Origin of the sequence: Thalassobacter sp. 16PALIMAR09 (genome assembly GCF_000765485.1) — a bacterium.
GTDB classification, from domain to species: Bacteria; Pseudomonadota; Alphaproteobacteria; order Rhodobacterales; family Rhodobacteraceae; genus Thalassobacter; species Thalassobacter stenotrophicus.
Window position 1 is genome coordinate 620967 of record NZ_JHAK01000001.1, and the last position, 19485, is coordinate 640451.

22 protein-coding genes and 1 tRNA gene are annotated in these 19485 nt (G+C 60.2%); 10 read left to right on the forward strand and 13 right to left on the reverse strand.

The window, feature by feature from the left end:
- Nucleotides 1-21 precede the first annotated feature (21 nt).
- Nucleotides 22-612 carry a phosphoribosylglycinamide formyltransferase gene (purN, locus tag PM04_RS03025; protein WP_038003503.1) on the reverse strand — a complete coding sequence of 197 codons (591 nt, stop codon included), beginning with the start codon at nt 610-612 and terminating at the stop codon, nt 22-24.
- Nucleotides 609-1655 carry a phosphoribosylformylglycinamidine cyclo-ligase gene (purM, locus tag PM04_RS03030; protein ID WP_038003505.1) on the reverse strand — a complete coding sequence of 349 codons (1047 nt, stop codon included), beginning with the start codon at nt 1653-1655 and terminating at the stop codon, nt 609-611. The genes purN and purM overlap by 4 nt, the downstream gene beginning before the upstream one ends.
- Before the next feature lie 164 nt (nt 1656-1819).
- On the opposite strand from purM, the gene PM04_RS03035 reads away from it, so the two are divergent.
- Both PM04_RS03035 and PM04_RS17975 read left to right on the forward strand, forming a co-directional pair.
- Nucleotides 1820-1896, forward strand: a tRNA-Ile gene (locus tag PM04_RS03035).
- A gap of 139 nt (nt 1897-2035) precedes the next feature.
- Nucleotides 2036-2200 (forward strand): hypothetical protein, encoded by a 165-nt coding sequence (locus PM04_RS17975; protein WP_161785701.1) that lies wholly within the window; start codon nt 2036-2038, stop codon nt 2198-2200.
- Here the strand turns inward: PM04_RS17975 and PM04_RS03045 are convergent.
- Both PM04_RS03045 and PM04_RS03050 read right to left on the reverse strand, forming a co-directional pair.
- Nucleotides 2197-2472, reverse strand: a complete 276-nt coding sequence (locus PM04_RS03045; protein WP_038003508.1) for a hypothetical protein — start codon at nt 2470-2472, stop codon at nt 2197-2199. The genes PM04_RS17975 and PM04_RS03045 overlap by 4 nt on opposite strands.
- Nucleotides 2473-2513: 41 nt before the next feature.
- Nucleotides 2514-5306 (reverse strand): [glutamate--ammonia-ligase] adenylyltransferase, encoded by a 2793-nt coding sequence (locus PM04_RS03050; protein ID WP_038003510.1) that lies wholly within the window; start codon nt 5304-5306, stop codon nt 2514-2516.
- A gap of 51 nt (nt 5307-5357) precedes the next feature.
- Here PM04_RS03050 and PM04_RS03055 point away from each other — a divergent pair, with 51 nt between their 5' ends.
- Entirely contained in the window at nt 5358-5822 is a 465-nt protein-coding gene (locus tag PM04_RS03055; protein WP_038003512.1) for a YbaK/EbsC family protein, read from the forward strand.
- Here the strand turns inward: PM04_RS03055 and PM04_RS03060 are convergent.
- The 9 genes from PM04_RS03060 to PM04_RS03100 are packed head-to-tail and all read right to left on the reverse strand — an operon-like array spanning nt 5819 to nt 13569.
- The gene (locus tag PM04_RS03060) at nt 5819-7042 is read right to left on the reverse strand and encodes a cysteine desulfurase (RefSeq protein WP_038003515.1); all 1224 of its coding nucleotides are present in this window, start codon (nt 7040-7042) and stop codon (nt 5819-5821) included. The genes PM04_RS03055 and PM04_RS03060 overlap by 4 nt on opposite strands.
- Nucleotides 7043-7648 carry a Yip1 family protein gene (locus tag PM04_RS03065; RefSeq protein WP_038003517.1) on the reverse strand — a complete coding sequence of 202 codons (606 nt, stop codon included), beginning with the start codon at nt 7646-7648 and terminating at the stop codon, nt 7043-7045.
- Nucleotides 7641-8138, reverse strand: coding sequence for a hypothetical protein (locus PM04_RS03070; RefSeq protein WP_038003519.1), 498 nt, complete (start codon nt 8136-8138; stop codon nt 7641-7643). Before PM04_RS03070 ends, PM04_RS03065 begins: the two co-directional genes overlap by 8 nt.
- Before the next feature lie 6 nt (nt 8139-8144).
- Nucleotides 8145-9431 carry a SufD family Fe-S cluster assembly protein gene (locus PM04_RS03075; protein ID WP_038003521.1) on the reverse strand — a complete coding sequence of 429 codons (1287 nt, stop codon included), beginning with the start codon at nt 9429-9431 and terminating at the stop codon, nt 8145-8147.
- The gene (sufC, locus tag PM04_RS03080) at nt 9431-10186 is read right to left on the reverse strand and encodes a Fe-S cluster assembly ATPase SufC (RefSeq protein WP_038003523.1); all 756 of its coding nucleotides are present in this window, start codon (nt 10184-10186) and stop codon (nt 9431-9433) included. The genes PM04_RS03075 and sufC overlap by 1 nt, the downstream gene beginning before the upstream one ends.
- Before the next feature lie 38 nt (nt 10187-10224).
- Nucleotides 10225-10425, reverse strand: coding sequence for a hypothetical protein (locus PM04_RS03085; RefSeq protein WP_038003525.1), 201 nt, complete (start codon nt 10423-10425; stop codon nt 10225-10227).
- A gap of 49 nt (nt 10426-10474) precedes the next feature.
- Complete coding sequence (gene sufB / locus PM04_RS03090) at nt 10475-12001, reverse strand: Fe-S cluster assembly protein SufB (protein WP_038003527.1); 1527 nt, start codon at nt 11999-12001, stop codon at nt 10475-10477.
- Between the two features lie 17 nt (nt 12002-12018).
- A complete protein-coding gene (locus PM04_RS03095) occupies nt 12019-13062 on the reverse strand; it encodes a cysteine desulfurase family protein (protein ID WP_038003529.1) in 1044 nt (347 codons plus the stop codon).
- Between the two features lie 48 nt (nt 13063-13110).
- On the reverse strand, nt 13111-13569 hold the full coding sequence (locus PM04_RS03100) for an Rrf2 family transcriptional regulator (protein ID WP_038003531.1): 459 nt from the start codon (nt 13567-13569) through the stop codon (nt 13111-13113).
- A 210-nt stretch (nt 13570-13779) separates the two neighbouring features.
- On the opposite strand from PM04_RS03100, the gene PM04_RS03105 reads away from it, so the two are divergent.
- The 7 genes from PM04_RS03105 to PM04_RS03135 all read left to right on the forward strand — a co-directional run bounded on the left by PM04_RS03105 (nt 13780) and on the right by PM04_RS03135 (nt 19482).
- A complete protein-coding gene (locus PM04_RS03105; protein WP_038003532.1) occupies nt 13780-14433 on the forward strand; it encodes an alpha/beta hydrolase in 654 nt (217 codons plus the stop codon).
- A complete protein-coding gene (locus tag PM04_RS03110) occupies nt 14430-14660 on the forward strand; it encodes a hypothetical protein (protein WP_038003535.1) in 231 nt (76 codons plus the stop codon). The genes PM04_RS03105 and PM04_RS03110 overlap by 4 nt, the downstream gene beginning before the upstream one ends.
- Nucleotides 14661-14750: 90 nt before the next feature.
- A complete protein-coding gene (locus PM04_RS03115) occupies nt 14751-15881 on the forward strand; it encodes an HD domain-containing protein (protein ID WP_038003537.1) in 1131 nt (376 codons plus the stop codon).
- Nucleotides 15882-15959: 78 nt separating this feature from the next.
- Nucleotides 15960-17318: a methylenetetrahydrofolate--tRNA-(uracil(54)-C(5))-methyltransferase (FADH(2)-oxidizing) TrmFO gene (trmFO, locus tag PM04_RS03120; protein ID WP_038003539.1), complete on the forward strand. Its 1359-nt coding sequence runs from the start codon at nt 15960-15962 to the stop codon at nt 17316-17318.
- 20 nt (nt 17319-17338) lie between these two features.
- Complete coding sequence (locus PM04_RS03125) at nt 17339-17968, forward strand: class I SAM-dependent methyltransferase (RefSeq protein WP_038003541.1); 630 nt, start codon at nt 17339-17341, stop codon at nt 17966-17968.
- Nucleotides 17965-18846 carry a tRNA glutamyl-Q(34) synthetase GluQRS gene (gene gluQRS / locus PM04_RS03130; protein WP_052068411.1) on the forward strand — a complete coding sequence of 294 codons (882 nt, stop codon included), beginning with the start codon at nt 17965-17967 and terminating at the stop codon, nt 18844-18846. The genes PM04_RS03125 and gluQRS overlap by 4 nt, the downstream gene beginning before the upstream one ends.
- A 75-nt stretch (nt 18847-18921) precedes the next feature.
- On the forward strand, nt 18922-19482 hold the full coding sequence (locus PM04_RS03135; protein WP_233486473.1) for a helix-turn-helix domain-containing protein: 561 nt from the start codon (nt 18922-18924) through the stop codon (nt 19480-19482).
- Nucleotides 19483-19485: the final 3 nt, after the last annotated feature.

The following is a 19485-nucleotide window of genomic DNA, read 5'->3' on the forward strand; positions in this document are numbered from 1 at the left end:
AGCGCGGTGAATGGAAAGCAATCACAAGATAACTGGCGTACGATCACCGGACGCGAACCGTCGCAGCACCGCAGGGTACAGGCGATGTTCTTGCGTCAAAACCCGCTGCGCAAGGGTGTCTGGCGTGTCACCAGCCTCAACCGCCACACGGGCCTGACCCAAAATCGGGCCATCATCTAACAGCGGCGTGACCTCATGCACGGTACAGCCGGCTTCGGTATCACCGGCTTCAAGAGCGCGGGCATGAGTATGCAAGCCTTTGTATTTGGGCAGCAAACTGGGATGAATGTTGAGCATCCGCCCTTCATAGGCTTGCACAAAATCCGCCGTCAGCACCCGCATAAACCCCGCAAGGCACACGATGTCAGGCGCATGCGCGTCGATCAATGCGCGCAAGGCATCCTCAAACGCGCCGCGGTCCTTGCCAAAGGGTTTGTGATCCACAGAGCCCGTGGGAATGCCCCGCGCCACGGCCTTGGCCAAACCACCGGCGTTCGGATCGTTGGATCCGACAAAGCAGGGACGCGCCGGATGATCGCCCGTCATGCTGTCGACGAGCGTCATCATGTTGGACCCGCCGCCCGACAGCAGAATCGCAACGCGTTTGCTCACGCGAGGGCGCCCGAATATGCCACGCCGGCGCCTTCGACCACATGGCCCAGCTCGGTCACGGCATGCCCTGCGGCTTCAAACGCCGCACGCGCATCAGCGGCGCGGTCAGCAGGCACAATCGCAATCATGCCCACACCGCAGTTAAACGTCTTGAGCATTTCTGCCTCGTCCAAACCGCCCTCTTGTGCCAGCCACCCAAACACAGGCGAGGCAGAAATGCGCGACAGGTCAATCTCTGCGCCCAAACCTTCGGGCAAGGCGCGTGGCAGGTTTTCGGTCAAGCCACCGCCGGTAATATGGGCAAGCCCATGTACCGCGCCCGCCTTGATCGCAGCCACGGCCCCCTTCACGTACAACCGCGTAGGCGTCAAAAGAGCCGCCCCAAGCGTCTGCGCTGCGTCCCACGGACAAGCATCATCCCACGCAAGGCCAGAGCGCGCCACGATCCGGCGCACCAGCGAATAACCGTTGGAATGCACCCCGTCGGAAGCCAACCCCAGCAGGACATCACCCGCACCAACACCCGCAGGCAGGTCTGCGCCACGTTCCATCGCGCCGACAGCAAAACCCGCAAGATCAAAGTCGCCGCCATCATACATGCCGGGCATCTCAGCGGTCTCACCACCGATGAGCGCGCAGCCAGATGCCTCACACCCGGCCGCTATACCGTTGATGATGCGCGTAGCACTGTCCAACTCTAGCTTGCCGGTCGCAAAGTAATCCAAGAAAAACAGAGGCTCGGCCCCCTGACACACCAAATCGTTGACGCACATGGCCACCAGATCGATGCCCACCCCGTCCACGTTGCCGGTATCAATCGCAATACGCAGCTTGGTGCCCACACCATCCGTTGCCGCCACAAGGATGGGATCGCTGTAGCCCGCGCCCTTGAGGTCAAACAAAGCGCCAAAACCTCCTAGACCCGCCATCACACCAGGCCGCGACGTCCGCTTGGCTGCTGGTTTGATCCGCTCCACGAGCGTATTGCCCGCGTCAATATCTACGCCTGCATCGGCGTAAGTGAGGCCGGGTTTGTCGGTCATGGGGCACTCCATTGCTAATGCCCGGCGGCATAGCGCAGGCAGGCCCCGAAGGAAAGGACCCTGTCGCTTGGCCCGCTTAGATCATCAAAGGATGCGTCTGTCGCTTGACCCCCTTTTTGGCCGTGATATGCACACGGTGCGGCGACGATCTGTGACGCCGCCGGGGGCCTGTAGCTCAATTGGTTAGAGCAGAGCGCTCATAACGCTTTGGTTGCGGGTTCAAGTCCTGCCGGGCCTACCATCCCTCCCCCTTCTTGATCACGTTGACTCGCATCACCCAGCATTTGCGGTTGATGCGACAGGACGACGCACTACCCTTTGCTATGGCGGATGACCGGCTGCCGACCCAGACGTTCCACCCAAATGCGGGAGAAAAAGTCATGAACCGGTTAAAACTAATCCTGTTTACGCTGAACAATTACGCAGCATACGCCCAAGACCGTGCCGGCGCCGAGATGTTCGGCGGCCAGTTAAGGCGCAAGCGCACAATGGCGCGCCGCGATTTAGTGATCAAAGCTCTCGATGGGCTCAGACAACAGCCCTAGCTGCCGACACGGGCCGCCCGGCCGCCACGTCGTCCGGGTGCAGGCTGCTCCGCAAGCCCTTCGCGTAGGACTTGCTTCATCGGATGATCATCGTCGGCTGTCATGTGGCGCAACAATAACGCCTCAATTGCGGGCTTCGGCTCGCTAGTGCTCAGGCTCAGTGCCCAATCCAAAAAGATTGAGCGGCATTCTTCCAGCGTGATGCCTTCAATCCGAAAGGATTCCCAAACCAAACCCTTGGGGTCAAAATCCGCGCGTCCGTCCATTGTCATGGTCTCTCCTATCGCCCTGTGCCGCTCAATGCGTGCCGCTCTTAGGTATCCTGCACGCAGGACTTAGCAAGCATCTTCGTGATGATGCTATCTGCACGCGCAGGCGCATCATGCAGCGACGTTTTCAGGTCAGTCAGCGCCTTATGCCCCGTTAGGGTCAGCAGAAAACTCTGCCCGCCAATGCCCAGTGTTTCGGGGTCAGGGTCATCAGCCGTAAGCAGGCGCAGCGCCTGCTGGTACTGCGACAGCTGCGCATAGATGCGGGCCAATTCGGCCTGATCTTCGGCGTCGCAAAACCCGCCTCTCACGGCCAATTGCCCCGAGGTACTGCGCACAGGTCGCCCTGCGATCAGGGCGTTCGCCTGCCCAATCAGCTCAATTTCCTGCATCCGGCCGGGTCCAGATTTGGTGGCCGAGGCATGCCCCACCCGGCCCGCTGCGATAAACCGCGCGCGCATATCCACCAAAGCTGCCGCGACATCATCCGCCCCAAACCGGCTTTGGGCCAAAACCTCACTGCGGATCGCCTCAAGCGTTTGGGCCAGTTCGGGTGCGCCCACAATCACCCGTGCGCGGGTTAAGGCCAAATGCTCCCATACCCAAGCCTCGGTGCGTTGGTAGGCGTCAAAACTGCTGAGCGCGGTTGCGACCGGCCCCTGTTTGCCTGACGGACGAAGCCGCATGTCGACCTCATACAACCGCCCCGCGCCCGTGGGGGCTGTCATGGCCGTGATCAGGGCCTGCGTGAGCCGCGCAAAATAGCTGCGGGGCGGCAGGGACCGTGGCCCGGTGGATTCAGCATCCGGCGGGGCATCATAGATCACAATCAGGTCCAGATCAGACCGCGCCGTCAACCGCCGCGCCCCAAGGGAGCCCATCGCGATCACCGCAGCCCCCTGCCCCGGCAATGTCCCGTGCTTGGTCTCGAACTCAGCGACAACTGCGGGCCATAACGCTTGAACCACAGCCTCGGCCAAATCGGCATAACGGGTGCCGGCTTCGGCCGTGTCGATCGTGCCGCGCAGCATGTGGACCCCGATACGAAAATGCGCCTCTTGCTGCCAACGGCGCGCGATGTCCAATTGGCCCTCATAGTCGCCTGCCGCAGACAAAGCATCACTCAGCGCAGCCCGTAGTGCCGCACGATCAGGTAGCGGCGCAAAAAAATCCCCCCCGATCACGGCATCCAACACCTTGGCATTGCGCGATAGGTACCGCGCAAGGTCAGGTGCCGTGGCGCAAATATCAACGATCAAATCAATCAGCTGTGGGTTTGCGGCGAACAGCGAAAACACCTGCACCCCGCTTGGCAGTCCACGCAAAAAGCCGTCAAAACTGAACAATGCCTCGTCGGGTTTTGCCGCGCGTCCAAGGCTCAACAACAGTTTGGGGCGCAGACGGGTAAACAGCTCCCGCCCCCGTTCGGAGCGGAGCGCCGGATACGTCGCCCAGCGATCCACCTGCGCCAAAGCCTCATCCGAGAACGGCAAATCCGCCACTTCTGGCACCGGACTGCTGGGCGCAAAAAATGCGGAAGTGCAGGTTTCGACGGTATTGAACGTCTGAGTCAAGCGCGTGCGCAGGTCCGCGACATCCATGTCCATAAAGGCCGCGAGCCGATCAAAATCCTCAGCCGTTTGCGGCAGGCTGTGGGTTTGCGCGTCTTGGACCATCTGCAATCTGTGTTCCACGTCGCGCAGCCACAGGTACGCATCAGACAGAGTGGTCTGCGTTTCCTCGGGTATCCAGCCTGCGGACTGTAGCGCACCCAACGCCTCAAGCGTGCCGCACTTTTGCAGGGATGGGTCGCGCCCACCCGCAATCAACTGCCGGGTCTGGGTGAAAAACTCGATCTCACGAATGCCACCGAGGCCAAGTTTCACATTGTGACCCTCTAGCACCAAAGGCCCACCCACGCGTTTGGCGTGCCGCAGTTTGAGCCGGATATCATGCGCATCTTGGATGGCCGCAAAATCGAGATGGCGGCGATAGACAAACGGCCGAAGCCGGGTCAAATACGCCTCGCCAGCCGCGACATCACCGGCGGCTGAACGGGCCTTAATATGTGCGGCCCTCTCCCACGTGCGCCCAAGCGCCTCATAGTAGCGCTCTGCCGCTTCCATCGACAGACACACGGGCGTGACCGACGGATCGGGCCGCAGTCGCAGGTCTGTGCGAAACACGTAGCCGTCACCTGTCGCCTCAGACAGCAGTGCCATCGCACGGCGGGTGATCCGCACGAATGACTGGCGCGCCTCACCGTAGTCGGCCGGGTCAAAGCGCGTCTCGTCGAACAGGCAGATGAGGTCGATGTCGGAGGAGTAATTCAACTCTCCCGCGCCCATCTTACCCATCGCAAGTGCGACCATCCCCCCCGCAGTCGCGATGTCATCTGCGGTCGCACCGGGCAGTTTGCCGCGCGTGATTTCCGCCTCTGCGCAGGCCGTCAGGGCACGGTGCGTTGCGGTATCGGCCAAGCGGGTCAGTGCCTGAGTGACCTCAAGACCCCGCCAGACACCGCCCAAATCCGCGAGCCCGGTCAACAGCGCGACTTGCCGCTTGGCTTGGCGCAGCCCGGTGCCCACCTCTGCCTGCGGCAGGTGCGCGACACGGTCCAAAACGGCGTCCAACGTGATCTCAGGTGGCGTATCCCAAACGCCCTCAAGCCACGCGGCCTCGCGCAGCATCAGCCGGCTCAGAAATGGGCTACAGCCCGCAGCGCCAGACACAAGCCCCCGTACATCAGCAGGAACAGGCAACTGCGCAAGGCAATCAGCAGCGATATCGGGAGCATAGGCGCGCGGTGCGCGGGTCAGCCGGGAAAGAAACGTCATGCCCGGACTTTTGCCCTTGCGCCTGCCCGCGTCAACCGGCCCAATGCACCCATGAGCAAAAGCCTGAAACGTGTCGCGCGCGTCCTTCTGGACGCCAATATCAACGCAACCCCCGTCGAGATGCCCGGAGAGACGCGCACCGCCCAACAAGCGGCTGACGCCGTGGGCTGCGACTTGGACCAAATCGCCAAGAGCATCGTTTTTCAGGGGCCGCAGGGCTGTGTTTTGTTTGTGACTGCGGGTGGCAACCAAGTCGATGCCGACAAAGCCGCCCGAGTCGCAGGCCAAGACTTGGGTCGCGCTGATGCGGCCACGGTCCGTGCACAAACAGGATTTGCCATTGGCGGCGTGGCGCCCATCGGGCACCTAAACCCCACACCAATCTACTTCGATCCGCGTCTCAATGACTTTAACCAGATTTGGGCCGCAGCAGGCACACCACGCCATGTCTTTCCCATCGCGCCCGCCCAGCTATTGCAGCTCACGGGCGCGATGGAAGCGGACTTTACCGCTTAGGCGAACAGATCGTGGCACAGTTCCAGTGCATCGACCAACGCGTCCACCTCATCGGTGGTGTTGTACATCGCAAAGGACGCGCGGCAAGTCGCAGGCACGCCCATGTGATCCATCAATGGCTGGGCACAGTGATGTCCCGCGCGCACCGCGACGCCTTTTTTATCCAACACAGTTGAGATGTCGTGCGCATGCGCCGCACCCTCAAGCGTGAAGGAGAAAATTGCCGCTTTGGTCGCGGACTTGCCCTGCACGTTCAGCCAATTCAGCCCGTCCAGTCGGGTGCGGGCATAGTCACGCAGACTGGTTTCATGGGCGGCAATCGCCTCCATGCCGACATCCATCATGTAGTCCAGCGCCACACCCAAACCGATTTGCTGCACGATCCCGGGGGTACCTGCCTCAAACTTCATGGGCGGATCATTCCACGTGATCGTGTCGCGGTGCACGTCCCGGATCATATCACCACCGCCCATAAAGGGCTGCATCTCATCCATCCGCGCACGCTTCATGTAAATCGCGCCAGACCCGCTGGGCCCGTACAGCTTATGTCCCGTGATCGCATAGAAGTCACAGCCAAGATCGGCAACGTTAACGGGCATATGGACAGCCGCTTGGCTGCCATCAACACAGGTCACGATGCCCCGTGCGCGTGCGACCTCACAGATGGATTTCACGTCCACCACAGTACCCAAGACGTTGGACAGATGCGTGATCGCGACCATCCGCGTGCGCGGCGTCATCGCGTCAATCACGGCCTGCGGGTCAAGGTCACCGTTCGTGTCGCAATCGACCCAAACCAGCTTGACCCCCAACCGCTCACGCAGAAAATGCCACGGGACGATGTTGGCGTGATGCTCCATGACCGACAGGATGATCTCATCCCCGGCCTTGAGGTTATGCGCACCCCAGCCATAGGACACGAGGTTAAATGCCTCGGTTGTGCCAGAGGTGAACACGATCTCATTCTCATCCGGAATGCCCAAGAATTTGGCGACCTTGCCGCGCACGGCCTCGTATTTGTCCGTGGCAAGATTGCTCAGATAATGCAGGCCCCGGTGCACGTTGGCGTATTCGTGGCTATAGGCCTGCGTGATCGCGTCGATCACAACCTTGGGCTTTTGCGCGCTGGCCCCGTTGTCCAGATAGACCAACGGCTTGCCATTCACCTCGCGCGACAGGATCGGAAAATCGGTGCGTATCGCATCAATATTGTAGGTCATTCAGAATGTCCCTCCGGTGGACAGCGTCTCGGGGCCGATCCCGAGAATGGACATCGCAAGGCCAAGGACAAACAAGGTCCCGAACCCGCTGATCACAATCCCCGCGAAAACCATGCCCGCCGACTGGAAGCGGTGCAAAACGAGGACGAAATACGTCAAAAGGTAGAAAAACAGCCCAACCGAGGCGACAAGCACCAACAAGGTCAGGAACGGTGCGACTATCGCCAACACCAGTTGCGCCAGTTGCACCGCGACAAAGATAACCTGCAACCACACAACCAGCAGGAGCGTTTCCTCAAAACTGCCCTGCCCGCCGCACGCGCGCCCCACCCAATAGACCAGGTAAACCGTGCCCACGATGAACAGCGCCTGTAGCGCGGCCATGCCAACGGGGGTCCCCATCAGTGTGCCCATTGAGGCGTCTGCACTTGCGCCCGACAGCACAAAGGCCACTTGGCTCATCAGTGTCGACAGAACCGCGACCAGAGCCAACAAAAGCCACAGCGCCTCCCGCGGGGGGGCAAAAGACAACACACGTGTCGCGCCCTCCTGCGGGTCACGGATGCTTTCAACGATCAGGTTGGGCACGTCTGAGAACTTAAACACCAGCGGCCTCCTTGCCTTCGGTCACGATGATTGCGTTAATCCATATCCAGAAAAACCCAAGCACCACCAGAGTGCCGACAATCATTTGCTCAGCCCCCGGCCCGAAAAACCCCGACACGAGACCATTGAGCAACATGAGAGGTGTCGTTGCGAGCAACGTCCAAAACAGCCCCAAGCGCGCCGTAAACCATGTGCCTTTGCCCCCGACAACCCACGCCAAAGCATGGATAACAGCGGCCACGATGTAGAAAAACAGCGGCGCGATCATGAGCCACCCCAGCAACGCGCCCCCAAGGCGTGCGTCCAAGGGAGGGCCGTCCTCTAGGTGCGCTGCGCGGGCCAAAACAGGCCACTGCGCCACAAACAACAAGAGGCAGGCGCCCATGACATAGGCAAGCACCCGGTCTTCGCGGCGGCCCGCGGCCAGCTTTTCAGCCACGACCGCGCGAGGGCGGACGTAGCTGCGTGCAATATCGCGTGAAATCGGCATCAGGCCTTAGCTGCGCCGACGGGCCAACCAGCCCTCTAGCCGCGCCTGAATGTCGTCGCGCAGACGCTCATCCTCAATCTCATCAATGGCTTCGGCCATAAAGCTCAGAACCAACAGATCGGTCGCAATGCTTTTGGGCACGCCACGCGATTGCAAATAGAACAGGGCCGTTTCATCAATGGCACCGGTGGTCGAGCCGTGCGAACACGCCACGTCATCAGCATAAATTTCCAACTCAGGCTTCGCGAGGAACTGGCTGTCGTCATCCAGCAAAAGCGACTGGCTGATCTGATAGCCATCGGTCTTTTGCGCACCCTCTTTTACAAGGATTTTGCCTTGGAACACGCCAACCGCACCGTTGCGCAGCACCTTCTTGAACACCTGACGGCTTTCACAGTTCACGGCATCATGGGTGATGAACACGGTATCATCATGGTGAAAATCGCCATCGCCAGCACATGCGCCTGCGATATGCGCCACTGCGTCATCGCCCAGCAATTCAAGCACATGCTCATTGCGGGTCAGGACACCGTTCACCGTCAGCGTAAAGCTTTTGTAGACGCTTTCGCGACCCAGACGACCGAACGAATGTGTGACGGCCTGACGCTCATGGTCACGGCCCTGCATACGGATGTGGTGGAACGCAGCACCATCGGCCACGTCCACTTCCATGCACTTGTTAAAGCGCGCAGCGGCGGGACCGGTTTCCAGAACGGTCAGGGAGGCACCCTCTTCCACGCGGATCACGTGGTGCAAGATCGCATCTGACATTTCAGAGGCATGAAGGTATTCGATGCTTACGGGACGCGCCACGGGACCGGTCGCCCGAAGAACAACACCATCGGTTGCAAACGCGGTGTTGAGGGCAGCCAGCGGACGGTCCACCGGGTCTTGGCCCCGGGTTTCCAACATCCCGTACAGGTCCTTGACCCAATGAATGTCCGCCTGTGTTGCATCAGCCAGACGGCAGATTTCAAGGTTTTCGGCGGCCAGATCGTCACTTGCGTCGGCGTCAAAGACACCGTCGACAAAGACGACCTTAAGACGCTCGATCCCGTCGAACATCGGCTCTTCTTGGGCATCGAACAAAGCCGCTGGCGTAGGCTCTACGCTCACAAACCGTGTAGGCTTAGTGAACTTCCAATATTCATCGCGGCGCGCGGGCATACCCTTAGCTTGCACACGGGCTAAAGCCTCGTTGCGGGCCTCAACTGCCCACGCAGCCCCGCCGGGCATCGTCAGCGCATTGACCCGCGCCTCAGTCTCGGATTGTTTGGTTTCCGGCAGACCCATTATGCCATCTCCGCCAGAATGTCGGCGTAGCCGTTGTTTTCGACTTCAAGCGCCAGTTCGGGGCCACCGGTCTTGATGATCCGGCCATCTGCCATGATGTGCACGACGTCAGGTTTGATATGGTCGAGCAGGCGCTGGTAGTGCGTGATCACAAGGAACGAACGCCCCTCGGAACGCAGCGCGTTCACACCTTCGGACACCAGCTTCATCGCATCAACGTCAAGGCCCGAGTCCGTTTCATCCAGAACGCACATCTTTGGCTCAAGCATCGCCATTTGCAGGATCTCGTTACGTTTTTTCTCACCGCCGGAGAAGCCGACATTGACCGGACGCTTCAGCATGTCGGCGTCGATTTTCAGCGTCTTGGCGCGCTCACGCACAACCTTCAGGAATTCGCCTGCGGACAGCTCATCCTCACCGCGCGCCTTGCGCTGTGCGTTCACGGCCGTGCGCAAGAACGTCATGTTGCCCACACCGGGGATCTCAACAGGGTACTGGAACGCCAAGAACAGACCAGCGGCCGCGCGCTCTTCGGGCTCCATGTCCAGCAGGTCTGCACCCTCAAGTGCTGCCTCGCCGTCGGTAACCTCATAGCCGTCTTTGCCAGACAGCACGTAGGACAGCGTGGATTTGCCCGAGCCGTTCGGCCCCATGATCGCGTGGACCTCACCTGAGCCGATGCTCAGGTTCACGCCCTTCAGGATCACCTTGTCTTCTTCTTCAAGTTTGACGTGCAGGTTTTTGATATCCAGCATTTTTCTTACTCCTTACAGGACCATCCGGCCCTCGAATTTTATGTTTCGTCAGAGGGCGCTTGGCCGTCTGGTTTATCTTTTGGACGATCGCGGTTCAGTGCCACGTAGGCCAGACACAGCCCCAACACGAACCCGATCTTCATCAACGTGGTGCCCCCATCCGGGTAAATGGACTTATCGACCAAGAACCCCAGCAGCGAGCCGATCATGCCCGCTGCGATGTAGATGAGTTTGCGCATCGTTGTGGTTACTCACTCAGTGGTTTTTCAGACGCATCTTACGACCATTCTAGCCCACGGACCCTTCGAGCGAGATGGCAACCAACTGCTGTGCTTCCATCGCGAATTCCATGGGCAGGGCCTGAAGGACTTCCTTACAGAACCCGTTCACAACCAGCGCCACGGCCTCTTCTTCGTCCATGCCACGGGCACGGCAGTAGAACAGCTGATCGTCGTCCACCTTGGACGTCGTCGCCTCATGCTCCACCCGAGAGGAGTTATTCTTCACTTCGATGTACGGGACGGTGTGCGCGCCACATTTGTCACCGATCAGAAGCGAGTCGCACTGCGTGTAGTTCCGCCCGTTTTTGGCCTTGGGGTGCATCGACACCAAACCACGGTAGGTGTTCTGCGCGCGGCCCGCTGAAATCCCCTTGGAGACGATCCGGCTCTTGGTGTTTTTGCCAAGGTGCACCATCTTGGTGCCCGTGTCGGCCTGCTGGTAGTTATTAGCAATCGCAATGGAGTAGAACTCACCCTGACTGTCGTCGCCGCGCAGAATGCAAGACGGGTATTTCCACGTCACCGACGAACCGGTTTCGACCTGCGTCCACATCACCTTGGACCGGTCACCCCGGCAATCGGCGCGCTTGGTCACAAAGTTGTAAATGCCGCCTTTGCCGTTCTCATCCCCGGGGAACCAGTTCTGAACGGTGGAGTATTTGATCTCTGCGTCATCCAGTAGGACCAGCTCAACCACGGCTGCGTGCAGCTGCGCGATGTCCCGCTGGGGAGCCGTACAACCCTCAAGGTAGGACACATAGGACCCCTTGTCGGCGATGATCAGTGTCCGCTCGAACTGGCCAGTGTTTTCCGCGTTGATCCGGAAATACGTAGACAGTTCCATTGGGCATTTCACGCCAGGTGGGATGTAAACAAACGACCCATCCGAAAACACCGCCGAGTTCAGCGTCGCGTAATAGTTATCCGACTGCGGAACGACCGTACCAAGGTACTGCTTGACCAGCTCAGGATGCTCCTGAATGGCCTCCGAGATCGAGCAAAAGATCACGCCAGCCTTTTTCAGTTCAGCCTGAAAGGTCGTGCCAACGGATACACTGTCAAACACCGCATCAACGGCCACTTTGCGCGGCGCATCGGCGTCGATGTCTTCGGCCCCTTCAACACCTGCAAGGATCATTTGCTCCTTCAGCGGAATGCCCAACTTTTCGTAGGTCGCCAACAACTTGGGATCCACCTCGTCCAGCGACTTAGGCTTCACTTCCATGCTCTTGGGACGGGCGTAGTAGTACTGATCCTGGAAATCGATCTCAGGGTAATCCACCATCGCCCAATCGGGCTCTTTCAACTCAAGCCAGCGGCGGTAAGCGACAAGACGCCATTCCAGCATCCACTCCGGCTCATTGTTCTTCTCCGAAATCAGACGCACGATGTCTTCCGACAAACCCTTGGGCGCGTATTCCATCTCAATGTCGGTGTTCCAACCATACTTATAGGCCCCACCAAGAGATTTCACCGCATCAACCGTGTCCTGATCGACGCCTTCTTTCACCTGAGTTTCGTCCAAAGCGACCATCTAGCCCTCCTATGCTCTCACGCAGCCCGCGCGAGATGTTTTGCCTGAAGCTTCAGAAAAGCCGCGCAAAACGCAGCCACCTCAGCCTCTGTTGTGTCTAGTCCAAGGCTCACCCGGATCGCAGATCCCGCCTCGGCCTCATTCAATCCCATGGCGCGCAACACGCCGCTGGCGCGCACCTTACCGCTAGAACACGCGGATCCCGCACTCACGGCAAAGCCCGCCAAATCTAACGCCATAACCTGCGTCTCCCCCTTCCAACCGGGGGTCACTATGCAGGTGGTATTCGGCAAACGCTCCGCGCCTTTCCCGATCAAAATAGTCTCTTTTGAGCCAGCCTCAAGGTGAGTTTCTAGAAAAGTTCTAAGTTGTTCGACCCGCGCCCATTTACCAGCCGCCAAATCCGCCGACGCGGCCTGCGCTGCCGCCCCAAAACCGGCGATCAAATGGATTGCTTCCGTGCCAGCGCGGCGGCCCATTTCTTGACCCCCACCCTTCAGCTGCGCGGGAACATCCAAGCCCCGGCGCAACACCACCGCCCCGATCCCTTTCGGCCCGCCCAGTTTATGCGCCGACACCAATGCCATATCCACGCCGGACCAATCAAAGGCCAAGGGAACCTTGCCAAAGGCCTGCGTCATATCACTCAGGGCCAAGCCCTGGGGCAGCACCTGCAATACACCCGTCTCAGAATTTGCCGTCTGCAAAGCGGTGCGCGCAGGATCCATCACATCAACGCGACCCGCCGCATCCACAGCCAAAGATCCGTCGCCCCACGCACCAACGGCGTCATGCTCAATGGGCGCGGTCTGCAATGCACGTCCTGCCATCGCCAAAGCCGCAGCCTCCGTCGCACCAGACACAAACACAATATCGGCAGCTTGCGCGCCGAGCGCCTCGGCCACATTCGCCCGCGCAGCCTCAATCACACCTTTCGCGGCACGCCCCTCAGCATGGATCGAGGACGGATTGCCCACCACATCCATGGCTGCAATCATCGCCGCCCGCGCCTCAGCCCGCAGGGGCGTCGTTGCGTTATGATCCAGATAGACGCGTCCCAAATCCTTTGTTCCCCAAATACTCAAATGGCCCAACAGAGCCGATCAAACCTAATCGTCAACGACCTGAAACAAACTCGGCACAGCCGGGCATGGCGTCAGGTCATTACCCACGATATCCGACAAGCGGGTTTGGTGCAGATACACGTATACATGCGCGCTCAACCCCTCCCAAAGGCGGTTGGTCAAGGATTGCGCGCGGCTGCCCGACAACCCGCCGGATGCTCCTGCCCCCTTGTGCATCGCCGACACGGTTTCATCGACGGCCTCCAGCACATCGCTGACCCGAATTTCAGACGGCGCTCGCGCAAGGCGGTATCCGCCACCCGGCCCACGCACAGAATCGACCAAGCCCGCGCGGCGCAGCTTGACGAACAATTGTTCCAGATATGGCAACGATACGTCCTGACGCCCTGAAATGTCGCCCAAGGATGTCAGCGCGCCATCCGGCTGCTGCGCTAAATCAACAAGCGCAACCATGGCGTAGCGCCCTTTGGTGCTCAGCTTCATAGCCTTCTCCTATACAACAGACGCACACGTCCAAGCGGCGCATCCGATTGACGTCCCCGTTTGTTGCGCTTAACTGACGCTCAGGAAGGGCTCGCGCGGTCGCGGGCCAATTTAGAAGCGTTCTAAAGTCTCTGAGCCAGTTCGTCAACATTGGCCAGACACATCGCCCCTCCAACGCGAGGGTCGAGACGAACAAGGAAAGAGGCCAAATTGCCCGAAGTCATTTTCCCCGGACCCGAAGGACGCCTTGAGGGGCGCTATCACCCGCAAAAAGCCAAGGACGCCCCAATCGCGATCCTTTTGCACCCGCACCCCCAGTTCGGCGGCACCATGAACAACCGCGTCGTGTATAATCTGCACTACGCTTTCTACAACATGGGCTTCACCGTGTTGCGGTTTAATTTCCGCGGCGTGGGCCGCAGCCAAGGCGAATACGACCAAGGTATTGGTGAATTGTCCGATGCCGCATCAGCACTCGATTACCTGCAAACGATGAACCCAAACGCCAAGCATTGCTGGGTGGCTGGCTTCTCATTTGGCGCGTGGATCGGGATGCAACTTTTGATGCGCCGCCCCGAGATCACAGGCTTTATCTCGGTCTCGCCCCCTGCGGATCGCTACGACTTTAGCTTCCTCGCGCCCTGCCCGTCTTCGGGCCTCGTGATCAACGGCTCAAATGACCGCGTCGCACCGCCTGCGGACACGACCGCACTGGTCAACAAGCTGCATGAGCAAAAGGGCATCACCATCACCCACCAAGAGGTTGAGGGCGCCGGCCACTTCTTTGAGGACCCGCATATGGACACGCTCATCGGCTCAGTCGATACCTACGTGCGTCGCCGCCTCACGGAAACAACACGTTGAGCACTCTTGCCGAAAAGCTTGCCGATGATTTGGCAGCCAAGGCAATCGCCCATATTCAGGCGACGGGGGATGAAGATGTCGTAAGCCTTTTGTCCAAGACAATCGGCGAGCAATCTCAAACCCTCCAAGAAGCGTTCATCACCTCGATCCGGGTGCAACGCGCCGCAATCCGCGCCGCCGAGTTGTTAGAGCGGCGCAGTCGAGACTACACACCAAACCCAGAGTAATCTGCGGCTTGGACAATTTGACATGACACATAAACGGCCCCCTGCGGGCCGTTTATCGTTTTCGGGTCCACGAGACAGGAGCACGCCACAATGCACCGACTAAACGCCCAAATGGCCTTCCTGATGGAGGCTGATCGGCTCAAATCAGTGGACCGCGCGAATGTCCTGCTTGATGGCTCCCGCCCCGAAAATGCGGCGGAGCACGCGTGGCACCTGTGTCTGTGGGCCATGGCGTTGACCCCGCTGGCCCCCAACGATGTGGATGTGGACACAGTCATCGCGATGCTCTTGGTGCACGATCTGGTTGAAATCGACGCAGGCGACACCCCCATCGATCAGCCGGATCCCACCCAATCCGCACGCGAAGCCCGCGCCGCTGATCGCCTCTTCGCCCTCCTGCCAGATGATCAGGCCGCGGAGTTGCGCACCCTGTGGGAGGCGTTTGAAACGGCCGAAACACCCAACGCCCGCTGGGCCAAAGCGCTCGATCACATCGCGCCTGTGTTTCAGGTGCTGCTCGCCCCGTCACCACCTGCCGATCATGTTACTATCGCACGCAACAACCTTGCCTCCGGGCGCGCCGCGCGTTTGGCCACCGAGTGGCCACAAATGCACAGCGCTGCCCTTGATCTGTTAGAGGGCCGAAAAATCGCGGACCCGGATCTCGCCGCGCGCTTAGCCTTCATCGCAGAGGCCGACGCGCTCAAATCCGTCACGCGCGCCACCCGCCTCGCCGATGGCAGCCGCTTTGAAACAACCGGAGAGCACAGCTGGCACATCGCGCTCTTTGCTCTGGTGCTGGGCGAATGGGATACATCGGACACAGGCGCCGTGATCCGCATGCTGATCCTGCACGACTTGGTGGAAATCGATGCGGGCGATGTGCCGGTCTTTGCCGCACCCTCCGCCACGGTCGAAGCAGACGAGGCCCGCGCCGCCGACCGGATCTTTGGATTGCTGCCCTCCGACACCGGCCCCGCCTTTCGCGCGCTGTGGAACACATTTGAGGCAAACCAATCGCCCGAGGCACGCTTTGCCAAATCTCTTGATCGGTTCCAGCCGCCGAACCTAAACCTCGCGAATGGTGGCGGCTCATGGGTGGATTATGCCGTGACCGAGGACACAGTGCGCGCCCGTGTCGGCACAAGGATCGCGGCAGGCGCGCCGCACCTGTGGGACTGGCTCAGCCCCCGCATCGCCGCCCATTTCGAAAAGCTGTAAGCGGCTCAACCCACCAAGGCTCCAAATCGACAACGGCGCCCCTTCCCAAAACGCCTATTCACCGCTACATGGCCGGGTATGACCAAAACACTCCACATCATCGGCGGCGGCATGGCGGGCTCTGAGGCCGCTTGGCAGGCTGCAAACGCAGGCGTCCCCGTCGTCATCCACGAGATGCGCCCGACAGTTGAAACATTTGCCCACCGCACTGGCCATCTGGCCGAGATGGTGTGTTCGAATTCCTTCCGCTCCGACGATGATGAGCAGAACGCCGTGGGCCTACTGCATTGGGAAATGCGCCAAGCAAACGGTCTGATCATGAACACCGCGCAGGCGCACCGACTGCCCGCCGGTGGTGCGTTGGCCGTAGACCGTGACCCCTTTGCCGCCGATGTCACCGCTCGCATCATGGCACATCCGCTGATCACTGTGGAATACGGCGAAATCAATGCCTTGCCGCCCGAAGATCAACCAACGATTATCGCCACTGGCCCTCTGACGTCTGAGGGACTAGGTGGGGCGATCGCCGCCGAAACCGGCCAAGACGCGCTGGCGTTCTTCGATGCCATCGCCCCCATCGTTTACCATGAGAGCATCAACATGGATGTCGCATGGATGCAGTCGCGCTACGACAAGGGCGAGACTGAGGAAGAGCGCACAGCCTATCTCAACTGCCCCATGACAAAGGACCAGTACGAGGCGTTCATCGACGCCCTCTTGGCCGCCGATAAAACCGAGTTCCACGAGGGTGAGACCGCAGGCTACTTTGACGGCTGCCTTCCGATCGAAGTGATGGCAGAACGTGGCCGTGAAACCCTCCGGTTTGGCCCGATGAAGCCCGTTGGCTTGACCAATCAGCACCAGCCGGACGTGAAACCCTACGCCGTTGTACAGCTGCGTCGCGACAACAAACTGGGCACGCTCTACAATATCGTGGGCTTTCAGACCAAGATGAAATACGGTGCGCAAACCGCTGTTCTAAAAACAATTCCCGGCCTAGAGGACGCCAGCTTTGCACGTTTGGGCGGCATTCATCGCAACACATTCCTGAACTCGCCCACGCTACTAGACGATCAGATGCGCCTGAAATCTCAGCCGCACATTCGCTTTGCGGGTCAGATCACTGGCGTTGAAGGCTATGTCGAAAGTGCTGCTATGGGCTTGCTCGCAGGCCGCATGGCAGCCGCCGAAATCCTGGGCGAAACCCTGCCCGCTGTCCCAGACACCACCGCGATGGGCGCCCTACTGACGCACATCACTGGCGGGGCCGAGGCCAAGACGTTCCAACCCATGAACGTGAACTTCGGCCTGTTCCCTCCGGTGGATGCCAAAGGTGGCCGCCGCAACCGCAAAACCCGGTACAAAATCTATACTGACCGGGCGAAAGCGGACTGGGCGGAATGGCTTGGCGAGCGCGAAAGCTTGGCAGCGGAGTGATCCCGTGGCACGGTGGTGCCATGACCAAGGATAAAGACGGCTTTAATACCAAACTCTGGGCACCGCGCAGCACCCAAGAAACGCTTCAAATCTATGCCGATTGGGCACAGACCTATGAGGCGGATGTCGAGGCGGCAGGCTACGCCACGCCCAGTCGTTTGGCCCACGCTTTATGGAACCACATGCCAGACATGGATGCGGAGATCTTGGATTTCGGCTGTGGAACCGGACTGTGCGGCTTGGCCCTGCGGATGGTCGGCTACCACCAGATCGACGGCACTGACATTTCGCCCGAGATGCTGGCCGTCGCCCGTCAGAAAAAAGCCTACCGCACGTTGACGCGAGGCACGCCCGGTCAAATGCCGCTGATCGCGGCCGGGACCTATGACGCGATTGTGGCCTGCGGAGTCATCAGCCTTGGCGCTGCGCCTGCCGACATCCTGACGCCGATCTTGAACCTGCTCGCACCCGGCGGGGTTCTGGCGCTAAGCTACAATGAAGCCACACTAAAGGACGCCAGCTACATGGACGCCCTAGCGGATGTGCAATCAAGCGGCCAAGCCCGGTTACAGTGGTCCGAAAACGGGCCGCATTTGCCAGAAAAGCCCGGCGCGCAAACCTCTACCATCTACATTTTGGAACGTCTGTGACGCGCACTCGATTTGCGCCCTCACCCACAGGGCCGCTTCACCTAGGACACGCCTACGCCGCATTGATCGCCGCCCACCGCGGTAACGAAATGTTGCTGAGGATTGAGGACATTGATGCCACCCGCGCGCGGCCCCAGTGGGAGGCCGCCATTCACGACGATCTGGCTTGGTTGGGCGTGACATACCCCATGCCCGTGATGCGCCAGTCGGATCGGCACGCGGCCTACGGTGCGGCGCTTGACGCACTTTGGAGCCGTGGGTTGCTGTACCCCTGCACCTGCACCCGCCGTGATATTGAGGCCGCTGCCAGTGCCCCACAGGAGGGCGCACCCCTGCTGGGGCCTGATGGCATGATTTATCCCGGCACTTGCCGCCATACCCCCGCCGGCCCCCGCCCCAAAGGCGTGACGCTGCGCCTCAACATGGCAAAGGCCACGGCCGAGGTTGGCCCGGTGTCCTTTACCGAGACCGGCGCAGGCCCCGGCGATGAGACGGGCGTGATCACCGTACTGCCCGACGATATGGTGTCGGCCATTGGCGACATCGTTGTCGCCCGCAAGGACTTTGGCACCTCCTACCACCTGAGCGTTGTTGTGGATGACGCCGCCCAAGAGATCACCGAAGCCACCCGTGGCACCGACCTGTTTGAGGCCACCCCGATCCACGTCCTTTTGCAACGGCTGCTGGACCTGCCCACGCCACAGTACCACCACCACGGCTTGATCCGCGACCCAAACGGCAAACGCCTTGCCAAGCGCGACGACGCCCGTGCCTTGCGCGTGTACCGTGATGGCGGGTGGGATGGGCGCGCCCTCGCCCAGCGCCTCATGGCCTCCCCTCAGACGGCCGCAATGATCCCCACCTCTGCGACCTCGTGAAAATATGGCTTGATTTTTCACGACCGCTGGTGTGAAAATTTGAGCAATAGTTTCATGCGAGTCGGGGAGGCGCGCTTGTCTGACACCGCCGAAAGCCTCAAATCCATCTACCTCGGAGCTGACCTGAGAGCCTTGCGCAAGTCGCGTGGCCTGACCCTACAGGACGTCGCGGATCGGTTGGGCAAGTCGGTCGGATGGCTCAGCCAAGTGGAACGCGATATCTCGCGGCCCGAGGATGCAGATATGGTGCATCTGGCGGATCTGTTGGACGTGCCCGTCGGCCTGCTGACGCCTGTTTCCGAGGAAGGCGTCATCGTGCGCAAAGATGGTCGCCGCGCCATTGGTGAACGGATCGCGGGCCTGACCGAAGAACTCGTTTCACCTGATCTAACGGACGCCTTTGAGGTTATACATTCCACCTTCGCCCCCGGCGTATCGCGCAGTGATGAAGTGCTCCGCCCGACGCAAGAAATCGCCTACCTCGTGTCCGGGCGTCTGGATATCTGGATCAACGGTACCCGCCATACCCTGACCCCCGGCGACAGCGCCCGCATTCGTGCGCAAAGCTTTCGTTGGGCCAACCCCTATGACGTGCCAGCTATCGCCCTGTGGGTGATTGCCCCGCCCGTCTACTGAACA

What these genes read in the sequence shown, in the direction of transcription:
- PM04_RS03115 (WP_038003537.1), top strand. Translation starts at nt 14,751, where the DNA reads ATGCACCGACTAAACGCCCAAATGGCCTTCCTGATGGAGGCTGATCGG.
- PM04_RS03085 (WP_038003525.1), bottom strand. Translation starts at nt 10,425, where the DNA reads ATGCGCAAACTCATCTACATCGCAGCGGGCATGATCGGCTCGCTGCTG.
- PM04_RS03075 (WP_038003521.1), bottom strand. Translation starts at nt 9,431, where the DNA reads ATGGGTCTGCCGGAAACCAAACAATCCGAGACTGAGGCGCGGGTCAAT.
- trmFO (WP_038003539.1), top strand. Translation starts at nt 15,960, where the DNA reads ATGACCAAAACACTCCACATCATCGGCGGCGGCATGGCGGGCTCTGAG.
- PM04_RS03100 (WP_038003531.1), bottom strand. Translation starts at nt 13,569, where the DNA reads ATGAAGCTGAGCACCAAAGGGCGCTACGCCATGGTTGCGCTTGTTGAT.
- PM04_RS03070 (WP_038003519.1), bottom strand. Translation starts at nt 8,138, where the DNA reads ATGCCGATTTCACGCGATATTGCACGCAGCTACGTCCGCCCTCGCGCG.
- PM04_RS03050 (WP_038003510.1), bottom strand. Translation starts at nt 5,306, where the DNA reads ATGACGTTTCTTTCCCGGCTGACCCGCGCACCGCGCGCCTATGCTCCC.
- PM04_RS17975 (WP_161785701.1), top strand. Translation starts at nt 2,036, where the DNA reads ATGAACCGGTTAAAACTAATCCTGTTTACGCTGAACAATTACGCAGCA.
- PM04_RS03060 (WP_038003515.1), bottom strand. Translation starts at nt 7,042, where the DNA reads ATGACCTACAATATTGATGCGATACGCACCGATTTTCCGATCCTGTCG.
- sufC (WP_038003523.1), bottom strand. Translation starts at nt 10,186, where the DNA reads ATGCTGGATATCAAAAACCTGCACGTCAAACTTGAAGAAGAAGACAAG.
- PM04_RS03045 (WP_038003508.1), bottom strand. Translation starts at nt 2,472, where the DNA reads ATGACAATGGACGGACGCGCGGATTTTGACCCCAAGGGTTTGGTTTGG.
- purM (WP_038003505.1), bottom strand. Translation starts at nt 1,655, where the DNA reads ATGACCGACAAACCCGGCCTCACTTACGCCGATGCAGGCGTAGATATT.
- sufB (WP_038003527.1), bottom strand. Translation starts at nt 12,001, where the DNA reads ATGGTCGCTTTGGACGAAACTCAGGTGAAAGAAGGCGTCGATCAGGAC.
- PM04_RS03125 (WP_038003541.1), top strand. Translation starts at nt 17,339, where the DNA reads ATGACCAAGGATAAAGACGGCTTTAATACCAAACTCTGGGCACCGCGC.
- PM04_RS03055 (WP_038003512.1), top strand. Translation starts at nt 5,358, where the DNA reads ATGAGCAAAAGCCTGAAACGTGTCGCGCGCGTCCTTCTGGACGCCAAT.